This window comes from Bradyrhizobium diazoefficiens, from assembly GCF_016616885.1.
Lineage (GTDB): Bacteria > Pseudomonadota > Alphaproteobacteria > Rhizobiales > Xanthobacteraceae > Bradyrhizobium > Bradyrhizobium diazoefficiens_F.
In genome coordinates, this window is record NZ_CP067102.1 from 5,065,206 (window position 1) to 5,082,406 (window position 17,201).

Below are 17,201 nucleotides of genomic sequence, written 5' to 3' on the forward strand. Positions count from 1 at the left end.
CGCGTATGGCCGCCACGCAAGTGTCCAGAGGGCGGTCGGTCAGTCGACGCCAAGATAGGCCTTCTGCACCTGCGGATCCTCGGCCAATGCCGCCGCGGTGCCGGACAGCACGCTCTTGCCGACCTGGAGCACGGTGGCGAAGTCCGAGACCTCCAGTGCGAGCTCGATCGATTGCTCGGCGAGCAGGATGGTCAGGCCCTCCCGGTGCAGGCGACCAAAAGTCTCGTACATGGATTCGACCACCGCTGGCGCCAGGCCGAGCGAGGGTTCGTCCAACATCAGGAGTTTTGGATCGCTCATCAGGGCGCGGCCGACCGCGAGCATCTGCCGCTCGCCGCCGGACATGGTGCCGGCGCGCTGATTGCGGCGCTCCTTCAGCCGCGGAAAAATCTCGTAGACGCGCTCGAGCAGCGTGGCCTGGCGCGACTTGTCGTGCAGCGGCGTCGCGCCGAGCATAAGGTTGTTCTCGACACTCTGCTGCACGAACAGCCGCCAGCCTTCCGGCGACAGCGCCAGTCCCTTGCGCACGATCGCAAAGGCCCTTTGGCCGGCGATGTCCTCGCCGCGAAAGCTGATCGTTCCGGAATGTATGGGGATGAGGCCGGCGATCGCATTCAGCGTCGTGGTTTTGCCGCCGCCATTGGAGCCGAGCAGCGCGACGACGCTGCCTTCCGGCACTTCCAGCGAGACGTCGGAGACACCGATGAGGTCGCCATAGCGCACCTCGAGATGCTCGATCCTGAGCAACGGTCCGCTCATAGGTCCGGCCCGCCCATCAGCTCGACCGGCGTGTGGCCGGCGGCCGCCTTCGCCGCGCGTTTGCCGAGATAGGCCTCGATCACCGCCGGATTGGACGTAACGTCGCGCGGCGAGCCGCGGGCGATCTCCTTGCCCTGGTGAAAGACCATCACGCGGCTGGCGAGCGACATGATCACTTCCATGATGTGCTCGACGATGACGAGCGTGATGCCGGAACGATGGATGTCGCGGACGAGATCGATCGCGAGCTTCACCTCATGCGCGTTGAGGCCGGCCATGGCTTCGTCGAGCAGCAACACTTTTGGTTCGGTCGCAAGCGCGCGGGCGATCTCCAGCCGCTTGCGGCCGGGCGTGCCGAGCGAGCGCGCCGGTGCGTCCGCGAGCCGGCTCATGCCCACGCGCTCCAGCACGGCGCGCGCTTTGGTCTCGGCTTCCTTGCGATGCGCGGTGCGCAGGAACGCACCGATCATGACGTTTTCGAGTACGGTCATGCCTTCGAAGGTCTGCGGCACCTGGAAGGTGCGGGCAAGCCCGAGCCCGGCGCGCAGCTCCGGCGTGAAATCGGTGATGTCGCGTCCCTCGAACAGGACGCGGCCGGAGGTGGTTTTGAGATCGCCGGTCAGGCAATTGAAGAAGGTCGACTTGCCCGCACCATTCGGGCCGATCAGGCCGAGAATGTCGCCCTGGTCCAGCGTCGCGGAGGCGTCATCCACCGCCTTGAAGCTGCCGAACGCCTTGGTGATCCCGCGCGCCTCAAGGAGCATGGCGTGCTCCCGTATCCGCAGTGGGCTTCCTGCGCCGCGTGAACAGGCTGAGCAGGCCGCCGGGCTGGAAGCGCGCAATCAAGACGATGATCGCGCCATAGAGCACGAAGGTGAGCCCTGCCCCCTTGCCGCCGAGCCAGCTGTTGGAGATCTCTTCCAATGGCACCAGGATCGCCGCGCCCACCAGCGGTCCGAACAGCAGCCCTGCCCCGCCGAGCGCAGCCATGATCAGGATCTTGACGGAGATCAGGATGCCGAGCCCTGACTCGGGATCGACAAAGCCGAACATCATCGCATAGAGCGCGCCGGCGACGCTGGTGAACGCCGCGCTCAGCATGTAGGCGTAAAGCTTGGTGCGACTCGCGGGTGCGCCGAGCGAGCGCGCGGCGCGCTCGGAATCCTTGATCGCGCGCAAGTAAAATCCCATCCGGCTGTTGGTCATCCACCAGGTGATGAACAGCGTGACCGCGAGGACAACGAGGAAGAGATAATAGTAAGGCAGCGACGACAGAAACGAGAGATCGAAGATGTTGCGCGGCACGGTCGGACCCGAGAGGCCAACGGCCGCACCCAGCCAGTCGGTGTTGGTGACGATCAACCGCATCGTCTCGGCGACCGCGATCGTCGCCATGCTGAAGTAATGCCCCGACAGCCGCAGCGTCGGCATGCCGATGATCGCGGCGAGCCCAACCGCGAGAACGATGCCGCCGGGAATGCCGAACAGCGGCGACAGGCCGAATTTGGCGTAACTCCCCATCGCGGCATAGGCGCCGCAGCCGAAGAACACGACATGGCCGACCGAGACCTGGCCGGCATAGCCGCCGACGATGTTCCAGGCGGACGCCGCAATCGCGTAGAGCAATACCAGCGCGCCGAGGCGCTGCTGGAACGGCGAGGACAAGAGCAAGGGGTAAGCGATCGCGACCGCTGCGACGACCGAGAGCCAGATCAGGCGCCGCATCACATCTTCCCCATCAGGCCTTGCGGCCGGAACCAGAGGAAGAATAGGAACAGGACATAGACGACGATGTCCTTGTAGACCGCGCCGATCAGATAGCCGGACAGCGACTCGATCACGCCGATCAACAGACCCGCGACCAGCGCGCCGGGCACGCTGCCGAAGCCGCCGAGCGACACCGTGACGAAGGCGACGATGCTGAGCGTCTCGCCGACCGTCGGCACGATGTAGAAGAAATTCGCGATCAGCGCGCCGGCCAGTCCCGTCGCGCCGGCCGCGATCGCCCAGGCAATCGCCTGCATGGTGTCGGGCCGGATCCCCATCAACTGCGCCGCGGTCTGATCCTCCGCCACCGCCAGCATTTTCGAGCCGAGCGAGGTGCGCGTCAGCAACAGATGAAGGCCGAGCGTCACCAGCAGCGCGACCACGCCGGCCAGCAGCCGCGAGGCCTCGATGCGCAGGCCCGCAAACGCATAGGTGCCGCCGACGATGTCCTGCGGCATCGACAGAAAGTTGGCACCGAACCACCAGAACACGGAATAGCGGAGCAAGAGCGCGAGCCCGAAGGTGCCGAGGATCTGCGCCAGCATCGGCCCCTTCATGATGTCGCGGATCAGGGCGAAGTAGACGACGACGCCGACGGTTGCGAGCACCAGCGTTGCCAGCGGTGCGCCGAGGATCGGCCCGCCTCCCATCAGGGTGTAGACGACATAGGCGACGTACATGCCGAGCATCACGAAATCGCCATGCGCGAAATTGACGATGTTCATCATGCCCCACACCAGCGTGAGGCCCGAGGAAAACAGGGCGTAGACGGCGCCAAGCAGAAGCCCGCCGACAATCACCTGCACGAGGACAAAAGACATGAGCCGCGCTGCTCTGATCAGATCATTCTGGGACAGGAGGGGCGCGCAGCGCCACCTTCAAAGAATCTCACCAGTAGGGCAGCGCCGGCGGCTTTTCGGCATTGGCCTTCGGCCATACCGAGACGTAGTTCTCGCCGTCCTGAAGCTGGATGATGGCACCGGACGCCAGGATGTTCTGGCCCTTGTCGTCGAACTTCACGCCCTTGTAGCCGATCATGAGCTGATCGGCCTTCAGGTCCGTCGCCTTCAGTGCGGCCTGGACCTTGGCAGGATCGGTCGAGCCGGCGCGGTCGATGGCGTCGGCCAGCACGAAGAAGCCCTGCATCTGACGGGCGACCGTGTCGTCCATCTCCTCGCCGCTCTTCTTCTTGTACATGTCGGCGATGACGGCCGACGCCGAGCCCGGCGGTCCGACGACCCAGGACGAGCGGTTGAACACGCCCTGCGAGATCTTGCCGACCGCCTTGATGAAGGACGGGTCGGAATAGCCGGCATCGTCGGCAAGCAGGATCGCCGGCTTGTAGTCGAGCGACTGCATGGTCTTGGCGAACAGGATCGCATCCGACGTGTAGCTGATCATGATGATCACGTCGGGCTTCTTGTCCTTGAGCTGGAGCACCTGGCCCTGCACGTCGGTCGCGTTGACGGGATAGGCGACGTCGAGCGCGACCGGCTGCCCCTTCTCCTTGAAGGCGGCGCTGATCGTGTTGGCGACCGAGGTGCCGTATTCGGTGTTGTCATGGACCAGCGCGATCGCATCGGTCTTGGCGCCGGTCGCCTTCACGTCGGCGAGGAAATCAACGTAGATCTTGGCGAAATCCGTCGCGATCGGCGTGGTGCGGAAGAACCATTTGAAGCCGCGCTCGGTGAGATTGGCGGCAACCGATTCCGAATTCAGGAAGGGAATGCCGTATTTCTCGGCGATGGCGCTCGATGTCAGCGTCACCCCGGATTGATACGAGCCGAACACGGCCGCGACCTTGTCCTCCGTGATCAGGCGCAACGCCTGGTTCTGCCCCGTCGCCGGGTTGCCCTGGTTGTCGGCGAAGACCGCCTCGATCTTGGCGCCGCCAAGGCCGGCAACGCCTGCGTTCTTGGCCAGCGGCAAATTGCCGAACTCGGGATGGGCGTTGTTGATGATGTCCATGGCGACTTCGAGCGCCGCCTTAGCGTGCGCGCCGATCGAGGCAGTGCCGCCCGACATCGGCATGATGACGCCGATCTTGACCACCTTGTCCTCGGCGCGCGCGCCGGCCGCGAACGCAAGGGTCAGCGCGGCCGCGCCAAGCAGCCCCGTGACGTGCTTCAATGTCATGAAATCAGACCTCCCAAAGGGTTTCCCCAACCAAGATTTTTTGGAAAGCTTAGGCGTAGCACCGCTTCCGTTTGATTATGCCTGGCGACGAGAGGATGGCATGCCAGCGGAGCACCGGCAAGGTGAAACGGGCTGCGACGATGCTGCACAAGGAAAGCAGCGATTACGCAACGTGCGGCGTGCGTTCTATCTGGCTTCGTTTATCTCACGCAAGGCAACTGCTGCGGCGCGCCTCCGGGCTTAGGCAAGCCCGGCCTCCTTCAAGCTCTTCTTCAGATGGGCGATCCCCTTCTTGGCATAGGTCAGCGGATGCGCCTTCTGCGGATCCTGCTCCGCCTCGACGACAACCCAACCGGAATAGCGCGGCAGCTCGCGGAGCACCGCGGGGTAATCGACCATGCCGTCGCCGGGCACGGTGTAGACGCCGAGATCGCTGCCCTGCCCCAACACCGCATCGAGGAAGCTCCAATCCTCGCGACGCGCCTGCTCCATCACCGCCTGACGCACATCCTTGGCGGGGAAATGGCTGATGCGGGCGCGGTAGCGCCGGGCCAGCGCAGCGGGATCGGCACCGCCCCAAGTGGCGTGGCCGGTGTCGAGCAGGAGGTGAACCGCCGCGCCGGTCGCCGCCATGAAGGCGTCGATATCCGCCGCACTCTCCACGATGGTGCCGATGTGATGATGATAGACCAGCCTGACGCCCTCGGCGAGCGTACGCTCCGCCACCTGCGTGATGCGGCGGCCGAACTCCGTCCAGTCGCTCACCTTCATCACCGGCCGCTGCGATAGCGGCTTGCTGCGATCGCCGTGGATTGCATTCGAGGTCTCGGCGAAGACCAGCACGGTCGATCCCATCGCCTTCAGCAGATCGAGATGCGGGCGCAGATGCCGCATCTCCTCATCGGCATCACGCCGCAGAAGCTCTGCCGAATACCAGCCGGAGATGCAGGCCATACCGAACGGCGCGAGCGCAGCCTTCAGCGCTTGCGGCTCGCGCGGAAATTTGTGACCCAGCTCCATGCCCTCGAAGCCCGCCTCGCGCACCTCGGCCAGGCACGTCTCGAGCGGTGTCGTACCACCAATCTCTTGCAGGTCGTCGTTCGATCAGCCGATGGGATTGGCGCCGATACGGATGGGCATGTCGTCCTCGTTCGATCAGTAATTGCGGCGCGCGAGCGCCTCGACATAATTGTGCCTTGCGGCCTCGACCTCGGCGCGATCCGAGACCTCGGGCACCGCCACATCCCACCAATGGCCGCCGGCATCGGTCGAGCGCAGCGGATCGGTGTCGATCACGACGACGCTGGTCCGATCGTGCCGTCGCGCCTCGTCGAGCGCCGCTTCCAGTTCGGTGATGCCCGCGACCTTGCGCGCGATCGCCCCCATCGCGGCGGCGTGGGCTGCGAAGTCGATCGCGGGCAGCGTCTCGTGACGGGCGTCGCGTAGGAGGTTGTTGAACGAGGCGCCGCCGGTCGCGTTCTGGAGCCGGTTGATGCAGCCGAAGCCGCGGTTGTCGAGCACGACGATGATGAGCTTGGCGCCCAGCATCACCGACGTTGCGATCTCGGAATTCATCATCAGGTAGGAACCGTCGCCGACCATCACGACGACCTCGCGCGCCGGATCGGCGAGCTTGACGCCCAGCCCGCCGGCGATCTCGTAGCCCATGCAGGAATAGCCGTATTCCATGTGGTAGCCGCCGGGCGCGCCGGGCTGCCAGAGCTTGTGCAACTCGCCGGGCAAGCCGCCGGCAGCGCAGAGCACGACGTCGCTCGGCCGGCTGCGGCGGTGAACGGCACCGATGATTTGAGCATCGCTCGGCAAGGTTTCGTTGCCAGCCGCGGTGTAGCGCGCAGCCGTTTTCAGCCAAGCCGTGCGGCCGGTCCTGGCCTGTTCGGTCCAGCCGGCAGGGGCCGCCCACCCCTGAAGCATGGCGCCGAGGTCTGCCAGACCGACCTTCGCATCGGCGACGAGTGGTTGCGCACGGTGCTTGCCGGCATCGAAAGCCTGCGTATTGAGGCCGACGATGCGGCATGCGGGATCGGCAAAGAGCGAGCGCGAGCCGGTGGTGAAATCCTGCAGCCGGGTGCCGATCGCAAGAACGAGATCGGCCTGCCGCGCCACATCGTTGGCCGCGCCCGTGCCGGTAACGCCGATCGCGCCGAGATTGAGCGGATGGTCGTGAGGCAGCGCGCTCTTGCCTCCTTGCGTTTCCGCGACCGGGATGCCGTGCGCCGTGCAGAAGGCTGTGAGATCGCCTTCCGCCCCACTGTAGAGGACGCCGCCGCCGGCGACGACGAGCGGACGCCTGGCCGCCTTGATCAGGGCTATGGCTTGCGCCAACTGCGTCCTGTCGGCCCGCGGCCGGCGCGGCTGCCAGACGCGCTCGGCGAAGAACCAGTCGGGATAATCGAAGGCTTCGGTCTGCACGTCCTGGCAGAGCGCAAGCGTCACGGGGCCGCATTCGGCCGTATCCGTCAGCACCTGCATCGCGCGCTCGAAGGCGGGCATGATCTGCTCGGGCCGGGTGATGCGGTCGAAATAACGCGAGATGGGCCGGAAGCAGTCATTGGCGGAGACGGTCCCGTCGCCGAAATCCTCAACTTGCTGCAACACCGGATCAGGGCGGCGTCCGGCGAAGACGTCGCCCGGCAGCAGCAACACCGGCAGGCGATTGACGTGCGCGACGGCAGCGGCCGTCACCATATTGGTCGCGCCAGGCCCGATCGAGCTCGTCACCGCCATCATGCGCCGGCGGCGCGAGGCCTTGGCGAAGGCGATCGCGGCATGGGCCATCGCCTGCTCATTATGGGCGCGCAAGGTCGGCAGGCGGTCGCGCGCGGCATACAGCGCCTCGCCGAGGCCCGCCACATTGCCATGCCCGAAGATCGCCCAGACCCCGGCGAAGAGCGGCAGCTCCTGCCCGTCGACCACCGTCTTCTGCGCAGCCATCGCGGCGATGAGCGCCTGCGCCATGGTGAGCTTCATCGTCCCCATCATCTGCTCCCGTTCGGCAACGCTCGTGCCCGCTCGCACAATCGTGTCGCGAATGCGTCGTAGTCCGATCTGACATGATTCTGCGACGCGGCGGGGGACATCGAGACGGGCAGGCTCCAGCCTTGACTTGGCGGCGCAGAGAATGAAATGCTTGTTTCATTAGTCAAGCAAGAGAAAAAGAACATGCCGTGTAGGGAGTGAGCTGAAGTGGTTGAAGCGAGCGCTGATCGACCGCGCCAACATTGATTTCGACCGGAACTTTCTCGGTGCCGATGACACACAAGCGCCGGGGTTGCCTTACACGGACATGATGATGACAATGCAGTTTGGACTTCTCGGCGCCGGCAGGATCGGGCGCATTCACGGGCTCAATGTCGCGGCGCGCGGCGATGCACGGCTCGTCGCGGTGGCCGACGCCTTGGCCGAGGCGGCATCCTCGCTGGCGCAGGCTGCAGATGCCAAAGTGGCCGATGCGAGTGCGATTATCGGCGATGCCGGCATCGATGCCATCCTGATCTGCACGCCGACCGACACCCATGCCGACTTGATCGAAGCCGCCGTCGCGGCCGGCAAGGCGGTGTTCTGCGAGAAGCCGGTCGATCTTGATTCAGACCGGATCCGCCGCTGCCTGGCCACGGTCGAGAAGACGGGCAAGCCTCTGATGATCGGCTTCAACCGCCGCTTCGATCCGAACTTCGCGGCGTTGGAAAAGCGGCTGCGCCAGGGCGAGGCCGGCGAGATCGAGATCGTCAGCATCATCTCGCGCGATCCCGGACCGCCGCCGGTCGACTATGTAAGGCGGTCGGGCGGACTTTTCCGCGACATGATGATCCATGATTTCGACATGGCGCGCTTCCTGCTGGCGGAGGAGCCGGTCGAGGTCTTCGCGCTCGGCTCGGCGCTGGTAGACAAGGCCATCGGCGAAGCGGGCGACGTCGATACCGCCGCGGTGCTGATGAAGACCGCGAGCGGACGCATCGCGCAGATCTCGAATTCGCGCCGTGCCACCTACGGCTACGACCAGCGCGTGGAAGTGCATGGCTCGAAGGGAATGCTGAGGGCCGGCAACATCCACGAGACAACCGTCGAGATCGCCACCGGCCAGGGTTTTCGCGCCGATCCGGTGCAGAACTTCTTCCTCGAACGCTATGCCGCCGCCTATCGCGCCGAGCTCGCGGCCTTCATCGCCGCCTGCACCGGCAAGTCTGCGCCCTCTCCCACCGGTCTCGACGGGCTGCGCGCTCAGATGCTCGCCGATGCAGCCACTGAATCGGCCCGTACTGGCCGCCCTGTCACCATCAAGGCCGCCTGACCATGACGCCTGCCGAACTGATGCTGCGGCGCTACGCGGCCCAGGGCCTCGTCGCCGAGGCGGGGCGCATGGCGCTCGACTATTTCGGACGCAAGGAAAGTCTCGGCGTCACGATGAAGGGGACCCAGGATTGGCTCACCGTCGCCGACGGCGCCGTCGAGGATTTTTTGCGTGCACGGCTCGCAGAGCTTTTCCCTGGCGACACCGTGATCGGCGAGGAAGGCGGCGGCGAGGCCAGCGATGCGGTGTGGATCCTGGATCCGATCGACGGCACGTCGAACTTCGCACGTGGCGATCGCAACTGGTGCATCTCCATGGGCTTCCTGCTGAACCGCGAGCCCACGATCGGCGTCGTCGCCGCACCGGCGCTGGACGAGCTCTATGTCGCGCAACGTGGCCAGGGCGCGACGCTGAACGGGCAGCCGATCGCCGTCTCAGGCGCCGATGACATCCGCCGCGCCTATATCGAACTGGGTTGGTCGGCCCGTATCCCCTCGCAGCGCTATCTCGACATGATCGGCCGCGGTTATGCCGCCGGCTGCTCGATCAAGCGCGGGAGCTCGGGCACGCTGGGCCTCTGCCACGTCGCGAACGGGCGCACCGACGCCTATGCCGAGCTGCATATCAACGCCTGGGACGTCGCCGCCGGCATTGTGATCGTCAGCGAGGCCGGCGGCTGGGCCAACGACTTCTTCGCCGGTGACGGCATCAGCAAGGGCAATCCGATTCTGTGCTGCACGCCGGCGCTGGCATCGCAGCTCAGCGAGATCACGGGGATTTCCTGACCGGCGTGACACTTGTTGCTGTGGTGCGGTGGAGCAGCACTAGCTTACTTACGAAGCCCGCTCATCACGTGCTTGAAGCAGCGTCGTGAAACCACCATAGATCATGCGCTTGCCGTCGAACGGCATGTCGGAGCCCTTGAGACGCGGATCGGCCATCACCTTGGCGTTGACCGCATCGCGGCTCGCGCGATCGCGGTAGACGATCCACGAGAACACCACGACTTCATCCTCCGTCGCCATCACCGCGCGCGGAAAGGATGTGAGCTCGCCATAGGGAACGTCATCGCCGATGCATTCGACATAGTCGAGCGCGTCGTACTCCATCCATACCGCGCAAGCCGTTCGGGCCAGCGCCTTGTAGGCCTCGATCTTGTCCTTGCGCACCGCCAGCACGAAACCATCAACATAGGGCATCACGGATCTCCTTGGGTTGTACGTCCCAAGGACGATTAGATGCGGCCCGATCCGACTGGCGATGGCAATGTCGGGATGAGGCAAACCGTCGCGATCCGCGCCACGGCAGGCCGCCGGATAGTGGCGATTCAGAGCTTAGGAGCGCCTGAAATTGGCTGGGGAACTAGGATTCGAACCTAGACAAACAGAGTCAGAGTCTGTTGTGCTACCGTTACACCATTCCCCAACGGAATAGTCGAACAAATTCAATGCCTTACTGATTTGTCCGACTGTGGCCGGAAGCGCGTTTGGCGCAAATCACGGCTCAGGCGTGGCAGGGTTCTACCTGCTCAGCCCTAGGCTGGCAAGCGCGGCTGTGCACGGATCACAGCGCAGCCGCCCTCACCTCAAGCATACGCCCTACCGAGGCAAGACCAAGCCACATCGATCTCATCGAAGTTTTCTCTACTCTTACAGTGTTGTTGTTGAGTTGCCGCGAGCGCGCGGCGGAGATGGCTAGAATGCGACCTCGTACATGTTCAGGATCGCATCCCGGCTCAAATCGCGCGGATTGTGGTCGAGCAGGCGGCGAATGGCATGAGCCTCGTCGGCCATCACGCCGAGATCATTCCTGGGCACGCCGAGGGTCGACAGCCGCATCTCGACGCCGAGATCTTTGCAGAAGGCGTAGGTTGCATCGAACGCAAGCTTCGGATCGCGCTGCTCCGGCAGGCCGAGCGCGCCGAGCACCGCGACCGTCTTCGCCTCGACCGCCGGCATGTTGAACGCGAGCGTATGCGGAAAGATCATCGCGCAGGCGAGACCGTGGGCAATGTGATGGCGCGTGCCGAGCGGATAGGCGACCGCGTGTCCAGCGGTGGTGTTCACCGGCCCCAGGCAGTAGCCGCCATACAGCGAGGCCAGCGACAGACCGGCGCGCGCCTCGCGATCGTCGCCATCGGCCACTGCGCGCGCGAGATAGCGCCCGACCAGCCGCGCGCCCTCGAGCGCATAGAGGTCGATCGTCGGATGCGCCTTGCGGCTGGTATAGGCCTCGACGCAATGCGCCAGCGCATCGACGCCGGTGGCCGCCGTGATCTCCTTCGGCACAGTCATCGTGAGATCGGGATCGACGATGGCGATATCGGCCAGCATGAAGCGGCTCTGGACCGCCTGCTTGTTCTGGCTGACGGGATCGGTGACCAGCGCGCGGGTGCCGGCCTCGCTCCCGGTACCCGAGGTGGTCGGGATCTGCATCAGCGCAACGCTGCGGCCGGCCACCTTCTCCGGTCCGACGATATCGGCAAACGCGACGTCACCAGTGCACATCACCGCGACCAGCTTGGCGAGATCCATCGCGCTGCCGCCGCCAAAGCCGACGACGAGATCGGGCTTGACGTCGCGCGCCATCGCGACTGCCTTCTCGAGATTGGGCAGATCCGGCTCGGGCTTCACCTTGCCGAACACTTTCACTGCGCCCGGCAGCGCCAGCGCGTCGACCCGGCGCGCATTGAAGGGATCGGAGATCACCAGCGGCCGCTTGGCGCCGATCCGCTCGGCGAAGCGCGCTGCAGCGGTGATCGTGCCGTTGCCGAACTCCAGGATGGTGGGGCGGAGGATTTCGATGGGCGTGAAGGCGTTGGTCATCGTGGGCTCGATCTCAAGATTTGGATGCGGAGGCACCTGCGGCGAGCCGCTCGGCATAATCGATGGCCTCGATCAGGCTGTGCTCGTTGGCGATGCCCTTGCCGGCAATGTCGAAGGCAGTGCCGTGATCGACGGAGGTGCGGATGATCGGCAGCCCCAACGTGATGTTGACGCCGGAGAGCTCCTGCCAGCGGCCCGTGGCGGGATCGACCTGGAAGCCGAGCAGCTTGACCGGGATGTGCCCCTGGTCGTGATACATCGCGACCGCGGCATCGTACTGGCCGGCGCGCAGCTTGACGAAGATGGTGTCGCCGGGCACGGGTCCGACGACGTCGAGACCGTCGGCGACTGCTTTCGCAATCGTGGGTGCGGAGACGTCGATATCCTGCCGGCCGAACAGACCGCCCTCGCCGGCATGCGGATTGAGCGCGGCGATCGCGATCTTCGGCTTGGCAATGCCGAGCCGCAGCAGCGCATCGTTGGTGAGGTCGATCACCATGCGCAGCCGCTCCGGCGTCAGACGCTTCGGCACGTCCTCCAGCGCCACATGGGTCGAGACATGGCTGACGCGCATGTTGCCGTGAGCCAGCAGCATCACCGAGCCGCGGACGCCGGTGAGATGTGCGAGCATCTCGGTATGCCCGGGAAAGTGATAGCCGGCCCTGTTGAGGGCTTCCTTGTTCAGCGGCGCCGTGACGATGGCTCCGGTTCGGCCGGCCTGGGTGAGCCGGACGCCCTGCTCGATCGCCTTGTAGGCAAAGCGGCCGCCGTCGGCGCTGAGCACGCCGGGCTTGATCGGATCGCCCTCGGCGTCGGCTTGGAGGTAGCAGAGGTTGGGCCAGTCGCGATCGTCGGCCGTGACTTGCGGGATCGCAACATCGGCGCCAAGCGCAGCCTTCGCGCCGTCCAGCGCAGCGCCGCTGCCAATGATCAGCAGGCGCAGATCGCCACTCGCGATCCGCTCCTTTAATCCGACACAGGCCTTGACGATGATCTCCGGCCCGATCCCGGCGGGATCGCCCATGGTGATGGCAAGATGACGAGAGGTCATGACGGACTCCCCATAGTGAGCAGATGATTATCCCGGAGCAGATCGCGCCAGAGATCGCGCGCGCCGAACGCTCCGGATTTCGAGATGACATCGACGCCGCACCAGCGGCCGCCCTGCAGCGTCGAGCGCGGCAAGCCCGGCACGATACGCCCTGTCACCCGCAGCGCGTGCGCGCCGAGTGCAAGGCATACGGCCTTCAGCGTCTCTCCACCAGCTACGATCAGGGTTCCAGGCGGATCGAGCGCCGCGATCAGCACCATCAGCTCGCGAGCGATCCGGTGTGCGGCGTCAGTGCGCGACAGTCCTTCGGCAAGCGAGAACTTCACCAACGCCACGCCGCTATCGGCCAGCTTGCGTTGAACGACCGCGCTACCGTCGCCCTCGGCGAGCGCAACAGTGGCGTCGCCACATGCGTCCAGCTGGGAGGCGGTGGCGGCCTGGTCCGAGCCGAACAGCCCGAGCACCGGGCGCTTCAATTTCGAAAGCGCATCTGCGCGATGGCCGCGCGCGAGTGCGCCGGCCAGCCCGCCACTGCCGCACCACAGCACCGGCCCGGGCATCCGCCGCGCCATCTCGACGACGCGATCGAGGTCGAGGTCGCTCTCGGCATCGAAGACCTGAACGCCGCCCTCCGCCAGCGTGTCGGCGCTGCCGCGCTGCGCCTCGATGCCATCTCGTCTCAATTGGTCCAGCAGATTGTCGTCGACGCGATGCCAGTCGCCGTCCGCCGTCCGCGCATATTGCTGGGCATCGACGGTGCGGCGTCCCTGATAGTCGAAGGCAGGCGCGACCACGCATGACGCCCAGTGGCCGGTGCTCAGGCAGGCGCCGAGCTCGGCTGCCCATGCACCGCGAAGCAGGCTATCCACTTTCTTGTAGGCGATCGTGCCGTCGCGAAGCAGCGGCGCCATCCGGCCGACGATCGCGACGCTCTCCGCCTGCGAACGTTCCCTTGTACCGCTGTCGATCGCCAGGTTCGGGGAGCCTGACGCCGCTGGGCTATCCTCCCAGATGACGTCGAACGGTCCGCAAAGGCCGACGAACTCCGCTGCGGTATCGAGCGCGCCGGTCAGGTCGTCGGCAAGCAGGCGGATGCTGGTCATCGTCGTGCCGCTCCCGCGCCAAAGATCTTGCCGGGATTCATCATCGGATCGCCTCGTCGTCCGCGCCCGCTCTAGGCGGCCGTCGCGAATGCCGCGGCATTCGCGAGCAGCTCTTTCAATTGAGCCGCCGGCAAGGTCTCCAGCGGCGGCCGCAGGCGCTGCCAGCCGGCGTGACCGGTGCGCTCGGCAACGAGGGCCTTCAGAGACGGCATCTGCGCGAAACGCGAGACCAGCTCACGCGCCTTCACGATGCGCGCCTGCGCCGCCGCGAGCTTTGCGTCGTCGTCGCTGTCGCGGAAATGCTTGAAGACATAGGCGAGATCGCGCGCGACGAGGTTCGAGGTGGCGGTGATGCAGCCCGCGCCGCCCTTGCGCAGCAGCGGCAGCAGCAGCGGGTCGGCGCCGGTCAGCACCGAAAATCCCGGGAACCGCTCGACCATCGCGGTCATGTTGGCGAAGTCGCCCGAGGAATCCTTGATACCGGAGATGGTCGACGGATAGGCCTTGCGCAACCGCTCGATCAGCGCGTGCGAGATCGGCTGCATCGACATTTGCGGGATGTGATAGAGCACGATTCTGAGGCGCTTGTCGCCGATGCGCTGCATGATCTCGCTATAGGCGGCATAGACGCCGTCATCGCTGACGTTCTTGTAGTAGAACGGCGGCAGCATCACCACGGTATCGACGCCGACCGATAGCGCGTGGCGCGTCAATGCGATGGTGTCGGTGAACGCGGCGACGCCGGTGCCCGGCAGCAGCTGGTTTGGCCTGATGCCGCCGGCGATCACGGCCTCCAGCAGCGCGGTGCGCTCGGAGACCGAGAAGGAGTTCGCCTCCCCCGTCGTGCCGAGCATCGCGATGGCATCACAGCCCTCGTCCAGCAGGTAGCGGCAATGCGCGACAAAGCGCGCATGATCTGGCGCGAGCTCGGCGTCAAGCGGCGTCAACGCGGCGGAGAACACGCCATGTGGGTGCAAGGACTGGGGGTGCAGCGATGATGTCGACAAAGCTTCCTCCGATCGTCAGATCGATGTTGTTCGGAATGCGAACATTTGTTATAATCTGATCCGTTGGTAAGATCGGGCTGCCGCCGCGTCAAGGGCTGTAGCTGTCATGGCAGGGCATACAGGCATGGCCAAGGTCGAAAAGAAGGCGGCGAAACGCGCACCGGAAGCTACACCAAAAAATCCCAAGAATCATGTCGCGTCCGTCGGCAAGGCCTTTGCCGTGCTCAAGAGTTTCACCAGCGAAGCGTTCGAGCTGACGCTGAGTGAGGTTGCCGCACGCGCCGATCTCGATCGCGGCACAGCGTTCCGGCTGATTCAGACCCTGATCGAGCTCGGTTATCTCCAGGCGGTGCCGCAGAGCCGCCGGTTCCGTCTCGGCGTCGCCTGCCTCGACCTCGGTTACACCGTGCTGTCGCACGGATCGTTGCGCACCATCGTCGAGCCGCTGTTGCGCGACCTCGTGCCTGAGGTCGGCGACGCGGCCTCACTCGGCATCCTCGATGGTGGTGACGTCATCTATCTCGCGCGCGTCGGCGCCGGCCTCGACCGCCACAAGATGGACCGTCGGCCGGGCACGCGCATCCCCGCCTACAGCGCCGCGCTGGGCCATGCCATGCTGGCGCATCTTCAGCGCAGCGAGCAGATCGAGCGGCTGGAGTCACGGCCCCGCGTCAAGCTGTCGGAGCGAACGCTGACCGATCTCGACGCCCTGCTCGCCCGGCTCGATCAGGTGAAGAAGAAGGGCCATGCCGTCTCTGACGGCGAGAACGCCTATGGCCTGCGCACGCTGGCGATGCCGATTCTCGATGCCCAGGGATCTGTGATCGCCGGACTGAGCGTCACCGTGGACGCGATGCGCATGGACATGCCGACCTTTCGCGATCAGGCGCTGCCGAAGCTGATGCGGCTGACGAGCACGGTGCAGGAGATCACGATCAAGTCGGGCCTGTTGAGCTGAACGCGACATCGGCCGAGGCGCGATCTCCCAAGACAGCTATTCCGGGACGAGCGTCGCAAGTCCGGCTTCGATGATGGTGATTTCCTCGCTCACCTGCGCGATGGAGTGCTGCGGGTCGACACCGGTCACGGCCACCAGCTGCCGCAGCAGGTCCTGGCGATGCGCCAGAATATCTTCCAGCGCATCGCGATCGTTCAGCCGCACATAGCCCTCAACGATCAATTCAACGGAACGAGACATGGTACTCTCAATACAAAATTGATTTCTGATCGCGCGAAAATATCGCGCCAGTGCGCGGCTGCGGGAATGAAGTCGCGTAAACCTTGACAGGTAAGATTAATGGCCGTGAAACGCACTGCCTAAACAGCGATACGATCGAAGTCGGCGGCGATCCGGACGTTCGGGAAGATCTTTGCCGCCTCGGCCAGGATCTCGTCATCCTCATAGCGGCCAGACAAATGGGTCAGCACGAGCTGCCGGACGTTGTTTGCAGCCGCGAAGGTGGCAGCCTCCGCCGCGGTGAGATGGCCGTAATCCCGCGCAGTCGGCGCATCCCGATCCAGGAACGTCGCCTCGATCACCAGCAGGTCCGCATCTGCGACATGTTTCGATAGCCCCTCGGTGGTCTCGGTGTCGCCGATCACGACCAGCTTCTTGCCGCCACTCGGCGGACCCAGGACATCCTCCGGATCGATCGTCCGGTCACCTTCGATCGTGACCGGCCGACCTGCGGCAAGCTCGCCGCGCATGGGACCATCGGGCACGCCAAGCGCAGCAAGGCGATCAGATAAGAGATGGCGGCGCGCAGGAGTTTGGAAAACGAAGCCAAAACTGTCGGTGTCACGATGATGGACCGGGAAGCCGTCGATGGTGAAATCGCCGGCGTCGACGACCCGCCCTTCAGAAAGCGGTGCGAATTGCACCGCAATCGGCGCCCGGCCCTCGCCCCACAGGCCGGCGAGCATGCGGATGACGATATCGAGCGTGCCCGGCCCGCCATGGATGGTCATCAGGTCGGAGGTCTGCCGCAGCCCCAATGTCGAGAACAGGCCGGGGATGCCGAGCACGTGGTCGAGATGCCCGTGCGTCAGCAGAATGCGATCGAGCCGCCGAAAGCCGGCGCCACTCCGCAGCAGCTGGCGCTGCGTGCCCTCGCCGCAATCAATCAGCATGCGCTGGCCCGCGGCCTCCAGCAGAAGCGCTGGATGGTTGCGCTCTGCCGATGGCACGCTGGCCGAGGTCCCGAGAAATGTCAGGGCGAACATTGCCTACTCTTGTGCGACGTC

At 65.2% G+C, this 17,201-nt stretch carries 17 protein-coding genes and 1 tRNA gene; 3 read left to right on the forward strand and 15 right to left on the reverse strand.

The annotated features are described in order from the left end of the window. Positions 1-39 precede the first annotated feature (39 nt). From JJC00_RS23825 to iolD, 7 genes are all read right to left on the reverse strand, one after another. Positions 40-759, reverse strand: coding sequence for an ABC transporter ATP-binding protein (locus tag JJC00_RS23825; RefSeq protein WP_200468350.1), 720 nt, complete (start codon positions 757-759; stop codon positions 40-42). Continuing rightward, entirely contained in the window at positions 756-1,523 is a 768-nt protein-coding gene (locus JJC00_RS23830; RefSeq protein ID WP_200468351.1) for an ABC transporter ATP-binding protein, read from the reverse strand. The genes JJC00_RS23825 and JJC00_RS23830 overlap by 4 nt, the downstream gene beginning before the upstream one ends. Beyond that, entirely contained in the window at positions 1,513-2,484 is a 972-nt protein-coding gene (locus JJC00_RS23835) for a branched-chain amino acid ABC transporter permease (RefSeq protein WP_200468352.1), read from the reverse strand. The genes JJC00_RS23830 and JJC00_RS23835 overlap by 11 nt, the downstream gene beginning before the upstream one ends. Beyond that, a complete protein-coding gene (locus JJC00_RS23840; protein ID WP_200468353.1) occupies positions 2,484-3,347 on the reverse strand; it encodes a branched-chain amino acid ABC transporter permease in 864 nt (287 codons plus the stop codon). Before JJC00_RS23840 ends, JJC00_RS23835 begins: the two co-directional genes overlap by 1 nt. Before the next feature lie 67 nt (positions 3,348-3,414). Further along, complete coding sequence (locus JJC00_RS23845) at positions 3,415-4,662, reverse strand: ABC transporter substrate-binding protein (RefSeq protein ID WP_200468354.1); 1,248 nt, start codon at positions 4,660-4,662, stop codon at positions 3,415-3,417. A 240-nt stretch (positions 4,663-4,902) separates the two neighbouring features. Further along, complete coding sequence (iolE, locus tag JJC00_RS23850) at positions 4,903-5,754, reverse strand: myo-inosose-2 dehydratase (RefSeq protein WP_246774284.1); 852 nt, start codon at positions 5,752-5,754, stop codon at positions 4,903-4,905. A gap of 63 nt (positions 5,755-5,817) precedes the next feature. Next, positions 5,818-7,662 carry a 3D-(3,5/4)-trihydroxycyclohexane-1,2-dione acylhydrolase (decyclizing) gene (iolD, locus tag JJC00_RS23855; protein WP_200468355.1) on the reverse strand — a complete coding sequence of 615 codons (1,845 nt, stop codon included), beginning with the start codon at positions 7,660-7,662 and terminating at the stop codon, positions 5,818-5,820. Between the two features lie 316 nt (positions 7,663-7,978). Here iolD and iolG point away from each other — a divergent pair, with 316 nt between their 5' ends. After that, positions 7,979-8,971 carry an inositol 2-dehydrogenase gene (gene iolG, locus JJC00_RS23860; RefSeq protein WP_200474211.1) on the forward strand — a complete coding sequence of 331 codons (993 nt, stop codon included), beginning with the start codon at positions 7,979-7,981 and terminating at the stop codon, positions 8,969-8,971. A 2-nt stretch (positions 8,972-8,973) separates the two neighbouring features. Then, entirely contained in the window at positions 8,974-9,756 is a 783-nt protein-coding gene (locus JJC00_RS23865; protein WP_200468356.1) for an inositol monophosphatase family protein, read from the forward strand. A gap of 48 nt (positions 9,757-9,804) precedes the next feature. Here the strand turns inward: JJC00_RS23865 and JJC00_RS23870 are convergent, their stop codons facing one another. From JJC00_RS23870 to JJC00_RS23895, 6 genes are all read right to left on the reverse strand, one after another. Beyond that, complete coding sequence (locus JJC00_RS23870; RefSeq protein WP_200468357.1) at positions 9,805-10,170, reverse strand: DUF1428 domain-containing protein; 366 nt, start codon at positions 10,168-10,170, stop codon at positions 9,805-9,807. Positions 10,171-10,322: 152 nt separating this feature from the next. After that, positions 10,323-10,396 (reverse strand) — tRNA-Gln (locus tag JJC00_RS23875). Positions 10,397-10,665: 269 nt separating this feature from the next. Beyond that, positions 10,666-11,853, reverse strand: a complete 1,188-nt coding sequence (locus tag JJC00_RS23880; protein WP_200468358.1) for an iron-containing alcohol dehydrogenase — start codon at positions 11,851-11,853, stop codon at positions 10,666-10,668. Next, positions 11,810-12,847, reverse strand: a complete 1,038-nt coding sequence (pdxA, locus tag JJC00_RS23885; RefSeq protein WP_200468359.1) for a 4-hydroxythreonine-4-phosphate dehydrogenase PdxA — start codon at positions 12,845-12,847, stop codon at positions 11,810-11,812. The genes JJC00_RS23880 and pdxA overlap by 44 nt, the downstream gene beginning before the upstream one ends. After that, complete coding sequence (locus JJC00_RS23890; RefSeq protein ID WP_200468360.1) at positions 12,844-13,950, reverse strand: four-carbon acid sugar kinase family protein; 1,107 nt, start codon at positions 13,948-13,950, stop codon at positions 12,844-12,846. The genes pdxA and JJC00_RS23890 overlap by 4 nt, the downstream gene beginning before the upstream one ends. Positions 13,951-14,021: 71 nt before the next feature. Further along, the gene (locus tag JJC00_RS23895) at positions 14,022-14,942 is read right to left on the reverse strand and encodes a dihydrodipicolinate synthase family protein (protein WP_200474212.1); all 921 of its coding nucleotides are present in this window, start codon (positions 14,940-14,942) and stop codon (positions 14,022-14,024) included. A 139-nt stretch (positions 14,943-15,081) separates the two neighbouring features. Here JJC00_RS23895 and JJC00_RS23900 point away from each other — a divergent pair, with 139 nt between their 5' ends. Continuing rightward, complete coding sequence (locus JJC00_RS23900) at positions 15,082-15,915, forward strand: IclR family transcriptional regulator (protein WP_200468361.1); 834 nt, start codon at positions 15,082-15,084, stop codon at positions 15,913-15,915. Positions 15,916-15,951: 36 nt separating this feature from the next. On the opposite strand, the gene JJC00_RS23905 is transcribed toward JJC00_RS23900, so the two are convergent. Both JJC00_RS23905 and rnz read right to left on the reverse strand, forming a co-directional pair. Continuing rightward, complete coding sequence (locus JJC00_RS23905; RefSeq protein WP_148771434.1) at positions 15,952-16,155, reverse strand: hypothetical protein; 204 nt, start codon at positions 16,153-16,155, stop codon at positions 15,952-15,954. A gap of 119 nt (positions 16,156-16,274) precedes the next feature. Next, positions 16,275-17,180: a ribonuclease Z gene (gene rnz, locus JJC00_RS23910; RefSeq protein ID WP_200468362.1), complete on the reverse strand. Its 906-nt coding sequence runs from the start codon at positions 17,178-17,180 to the stop codon at positions 16,275-16,277. Positions 17,181-17,201: the final 21 nt, after the last annotated feature.